5 protein-coding genes and 1 pseudogene are annotated in these 4,650 nt (G+C 64.4%); 4 read left to right on the forward strand and 2 right to left on the reverse strand.

From position 1 onward, the window contains the following. Positions 1-475: pseudogene (locus EOA60_RS19540) on the reverse strand (DUF4239 domain-containing protein); the annotation flags it as partial. A gap of 217 nt (positions 476-692) precedes the next feature. Here EOA60_RS19540 and EOA60_RS19545 point away from each other — a divergent pair. From EOA60_RS19545 to EOA60_RS19560, 4 genes are all read left to right on the forward strand, one after another. Then, positions 693-1,478, forward strand: a complete 786-nt coding sequence (locus EOA60_RS19545; RefSeq protein ID WP_127335194.1) for a ThuA domain-containing protein — start codon at positions 693-695, stop codon at positions 1,476-1,478. An 89-nt stretch (positions 1,479-1,567) separates the two neighbouring features. Beyond that, entirely contained in the window at positions 1,568-2,626 is a 1,059-nt protein-coding gene (locus tag EOA60_RS19550; RefSeq protein WP_095824651.1) for a Gfo/Idh/MocA family oxidoreductase, read from the forward strand. A gap of 142 nt (positions 2,627-2,768) precedes the next feature. Beyond that, positions 2,769-3,761: an adenosine deaminase gene (add, locus tag EOA60_RS19555; RefSeq protein WP_095824650.1), complete on the forward strand. Its 993-nt coding sequence runs from the start codon at positions 2,769-2,771 to the stop codon at positions 3,759-3,761. Positions 3,762-3,839: 78 nt separating this feature from the next. After that, a complete protein-coding gene (locus EOA60_RS19560; RefSeq protein WP_095824649.1) occupies positions 3,840-4,241 on the forward strand; it encodes a GFA family protein in 402 nt (133 codons plus the stop codon). A 40-nt stretch (positions 4,242-4,281) separates the two neighbouring features. On the opposite strand, the gene EOA60_RS19565 is transcribed toward EOA60_RS19560, so the two are convergent. Next, a partial coding sequence (locus EOA60_RS19565; protein ID WP_206628170.1) for a 3-keto-5-aminohexanoate cleavage protein occupies positions 4,282-4,650 on the reverse strand: 369 nt, incomplete at its 5' end.

Here is a 4,650-nt window from a genome sequence, read left to right on the forward strand (position 1 = left end):
CCAGGCAGACCGCCGCCTGTTGCGCGGCGGTCTGCCTGGCGTTCGCAGGGGTCAATCCGCCCACGATATCGCCGACCTGATTGAGCAGCAGTTCCGACAGCCTGTTCGGGACGACCGTCGTGTCGCTGTCGGCCGTCGAGGTATCGACGACGCGCTGCACATAGGCGGTGAGCGATTGCCGGGCGCCGTCCGCCTCCGGTCCATAGTGTCGGAGCGTTCTGTCGAGCAGAATGAGATCGGTGGCGAAGGTGTGGACGTTGACGTTGATGGATTCGAACGTGTTCTTGGCCGAGTTGATCATCAGGCCGAGGACCAGCGAGGACATCACCATGAAGAGGTTCGCGGCGAGCCGCACCACCGCGCTGGTATCGTCGCCAAGGTGGTGAGCAGGGAAGCGCTCATGCACCATCAGGCTGACCAGCGACGCCCCGGCCAGACAAGCAAAAATCGCCGCCCCTATAAGCACTTCGCCCATAGCTGATATTGCGCACGGGAAAGGACGGTTGCCAATTGGGTGGAGGTGGTTGAATCAAAGCGGAAGCATACAGGCGTATGTGGTTGTTCGCGAACGATGCTTTCCGGCTCGTCGTCATGTGCAGCGGAGCGAAGGGCAAAAACCGCTTCCAATGCCGGCCGAAGACGCTATCTATTGCGCCGGGCGGCTCCACCCTCTCACCATCACGAGGCAATCCATGACAATTCGCGCTGTCGTCTGGGGCGAGAACATCCATGAGCGGACCAATGAGGTGGTCGCCGGCATCTATCCGCAAGGTATGCACACGGCCATCGCCAACGCGCTCAACGCAGACAAGGCGATCTCCGCCTCGACCGCGACGCTGGAGCAGCCGGAGCATGGGTTGCCTGAATCCCGCCTCGCCGAGACCGACGTGCTCGTCTGGTGGGGTCACAAGGACCATGGCGCGGTGGCCGACGATGTGGTCGAGCGCGTCGCACGCCGCATCTTCGAAGGCATGGGACTGATCGTGCTCCACTCCGGCCATTTCTCGAAAATCTTCAAACGGCTGATGGGCACGCCCTGCACGCTCAAATGGCGCGAGGCCGGCGAGCGCGAACGGCTCTGGGTGACGAGCCCCAGCCACCCGATCGCCGAAGGCATCGGCGAGTATTTCGAGCTCGAGAACGAGGAGATGTATGGCGAGCAGTTCGCCGTGCCGGAGCCGCTGGAGACAGTCTTCATCTCCTGGTTCCAGGGCGGCGAGGTGTTCCGCTCAGGCCTTACCTACCGGCGCGGCGCCGGCAATGTCTTCTACTTCCGCCCGGGCCACGAAACCTATCCGACCTACCACGACGCGACCGTGCACAAGGTGCTGCGCAACGGAGTGAAGTGGGCGCACAACCCGCAGGGCAGGAATTCCGGCATCCTCAAAGCACCCAACGTGCCGGTGGAGAAGGCGCTGGAGCCGATCGTCGAACGCGGCGGCAAGCTGCATGCGCCCGGCGAGGCTGGTTTCCGCTAAACCGTTTTCTGTTTGGGATTGCGTACAAGCAACAATTAGATCGCCCGCCTCATATCATTGAATCGAACCAATTCCTCTGGAGGAGCAAAATGCGGCTTTTGATACTCGGTACCGGCTGGATGGCGCAGGAGCATGCCCGCCGCTTCGGCGCCATCGAAGGCGTCGACATCGTCGGTGCCGTCGATGTCGATCCGGCCCGCGTTGGCGAATATGCCGACGCCTATAAGATCCCGAAGCGCTTCACCTCGCTGGAGACGGCGCTCGACTGGGGCGGTTTCGACGCGGTCGCCAATGTCACGCCCGACCGCATGCATCACCCGACCACGATGGCGCTGATCGCCGCCGGCAAGCCGGTGCTTTGCGAAAAGCCGCTGGCGGAGAATTTCGGCAAGGCAAGCGAGATGGCCGATGCGGCGGAAGCCGCCGGCGTCGTCAACATGGTTAACCTCACCTACCGCAACGTCGCGCCTTTGCAGAAGGCGCGACAAATGGTGCAGGCCGGCGAGATCGGCACGGTGCGCCACGTCGAGGCCTCCTATCTGCAGAGCTGGCTGGTATCGAAATTCTGGGGCGACTGGCGAAGCGACCCCAAGTGGCTCTGGCGGCTCTCGCGCGGCCACGGCTCAAACGGCGTGCTCGGCGACGTCGGCATCCACATCCTCGACTTCGCCAGCTATGGCGCCGCCCTCGATATCGACCACGTATTCTGCCGGCTGCGCGCCTTCGACAAGGCGCCGGGCAACCGCATCGGCGACTACCAGCTCGACGCCAATGACAGCTTCGCCATGACGCTCGATTTCGCCAACGGCGCCTTTGGCGTGGTGCATGCCAGCCGCTGGGCGAGCGGCCATCTCAACGAGCTCAGGCTGCGCATCTATGGCGACAAGGGCGGCATCGAGGTGGTGCACAATCTCAATGGCTCGATGTTGAAGGGCTGCATCGGTGCCAATGTCGAGGACGCCAAATGGGAAGAGTTTGACGCCGGCACCGTGCCGACCAACTACCAGCGCTTCGCCGAGGCGGTGAAAAGCGGCGAGCAGGCCGAGCCCAATTTCCGCCATGCGGCGGGTCTGCAGAAGGTGCTGGATCTGGCGGTGGTGTCGGACGAGAAGCGCGCCGAGCTGAGAGCCCACGCGGACACGCAGTGAGGCCGAACCTGCCGATCTCCCCCGCAACGGCCCGCAACGGGGGAAGACTGGCGGCCATCACACACAAATCTTTCAATCATTTCTTGAAGCCTTGATCTCGCCTTTCGTGATTTGATGCCGCCACAAAGCTCGGGAGGCTTCATTGACCGACTATATCGGGTTGCCGAAGGCCGAAGTGCACATCCACGTCGAGGGCTGCTTCGAGGCCGACGACGTGATCAGGAATTGCGAGGAGGCTGGCATCCCGCTGCGCGCGCCGCGCGACAGGCTCTTCGAGGCGCATGATCTGAAGAGCTTCCTCGAAATGCTCGACTGGCTGTGCGGCACGTTTCGCACGCGCGAGCAGCTGGCCATCACCGCCTATAAATTTGCGCGGCGCATCGCCAAGAGCGGCGTGCGCTACGCCGATGTCATCGTCAATCCGACCCACTGGCCGCACTGGCACCGGAACATCGCCGGCATGATCGACGCCTTCGATGCCGGGTTCGCGGCGGCCGAGCAGGATGGATACCCGCCGGTCGGGCTCTGCATCAGCCTGCTGCGCACCCAGTCGGCCGAGGACGCCATCGAACTGGTGGAGTTGCTGAGCAGGATCAGGCACCCGCGCGTCGTGGCCCTTTCGATCGACGGCAACGAGGCGGCCGCCGGGCGCACCGGTCCGCGCTTTGCCGAGGCGTTCCGCCGCGCCGCCACGGCCGGATTGCGACGCACCGTCCACGCCGGCGAGTCGAGCGGTCCCGAGGGCGTTCGCGACGCCATCGAGCTGCTTGGCGCCGATCGCATCGACCATGGCGTTCGCGCGATCGAGGAGCCGGCTCTGGTCGACCTGCTCGCACAGAGGCGAATTCCGCTCGGCGTCTGCCCGATCTCCAACATCGCACTCGGCGTCTATCCTTCGCTTGCCGAGCATCCGATCAACGCTCTGCGCAAAGCCGGCGTTCCCGTCTCCATCAACACCGACGATCCGGCGCTGCTCGGCACGACGCTCGAAGCCTCTTACGCCGCCTGCGCCGAGACCTTCGCCTGGGACAGTGAAACCATCCGCCAGCTCGCCGCGACATCGGTGCATGCGAGCTACGCCGACCCGGCGGTGAAGGCGCGGATACTGGCGGATCTGACGGCCTGGCAGGGGTAGGCGACGCTCGGCGGATAGGTGCTTTCACCACGCCGCCGAACTGCATAAGGTGCCGAGACTCGGTCGAAAGGAGCCAGCATGGTCACGCGACGCGCCGAATGTTCCTGCGGTCAGCTGTCGGCCACCTGCGCGGGCGAGCCGGTGCGCATCTCGGTGTGTCATTGCCTCGACTGCAAGCGGCGCACAGGCAGCGCCTTCAGCTACAATGTGCGCTTTGCCGAGGCCGATGTGACGATAGACGGGCGCGCGCTGCAGTTCACGCGCACCGGCGAGCAGGGCGGGCGGATAACCTACAGCTTCTGCCCTGATTGCGGGACCACAGTGCACTATCGCATCGACACGCAGCCCGGCCTAACTGCAATTCCGGTAGGGGCGTTCGCGGATCCGTCGTTCCCGCCGCCCTTCCAATCCTTCTACCACCGCAGCCGGCGCTGCGAATGGGTCGAGATAACCGCCAAGCCGCTGACGAAGTTCGGCTGACTTTTGGCCTTGGGTCCTCCCCATGAGGCGAGGAACCAAGTCACGCCCGGCGATAGATCCTCACCGCCGTCTTCACCAGCGCCGCATTCCCGTCCGCCACCGTCCCATCAGGCAACTCCTTACCGTCCTCGAGCCCGACACGGGTCGAAAACTTCCGCGCCGCCGCCCGCTCGACGAAGGGCCACACGGTCGCGTTCTCGCCATGCAGCAGGATCGAGCGGTGAATGCCTTCGCGTTGCAGCAGCTTTTCGATGCCGTCGGCGAAGGCAAAGGCCTCCTCCAGCGTCTGCTCGGAAATCTCGATCAGGACGCGCAGCACCCGGCGGCCATGATCGAGGCTGGCCAGCCTGAGCGCATCGCCGATCGACGCCAGCCCGGCCTCGATGCCGACGCCGCGGTCGTGCAACGC

This window comes from Mesorhizobium sp. M1A.F.Ca.IN.020.06.1.1 (assembly GCF_004023265.1).
Taxonomy (GTDB): Bacteria; Pseudomonadota; Alphaproteobacteria; order Rhizobiales; family Rhizobiaceae; genus Mesorhizobium.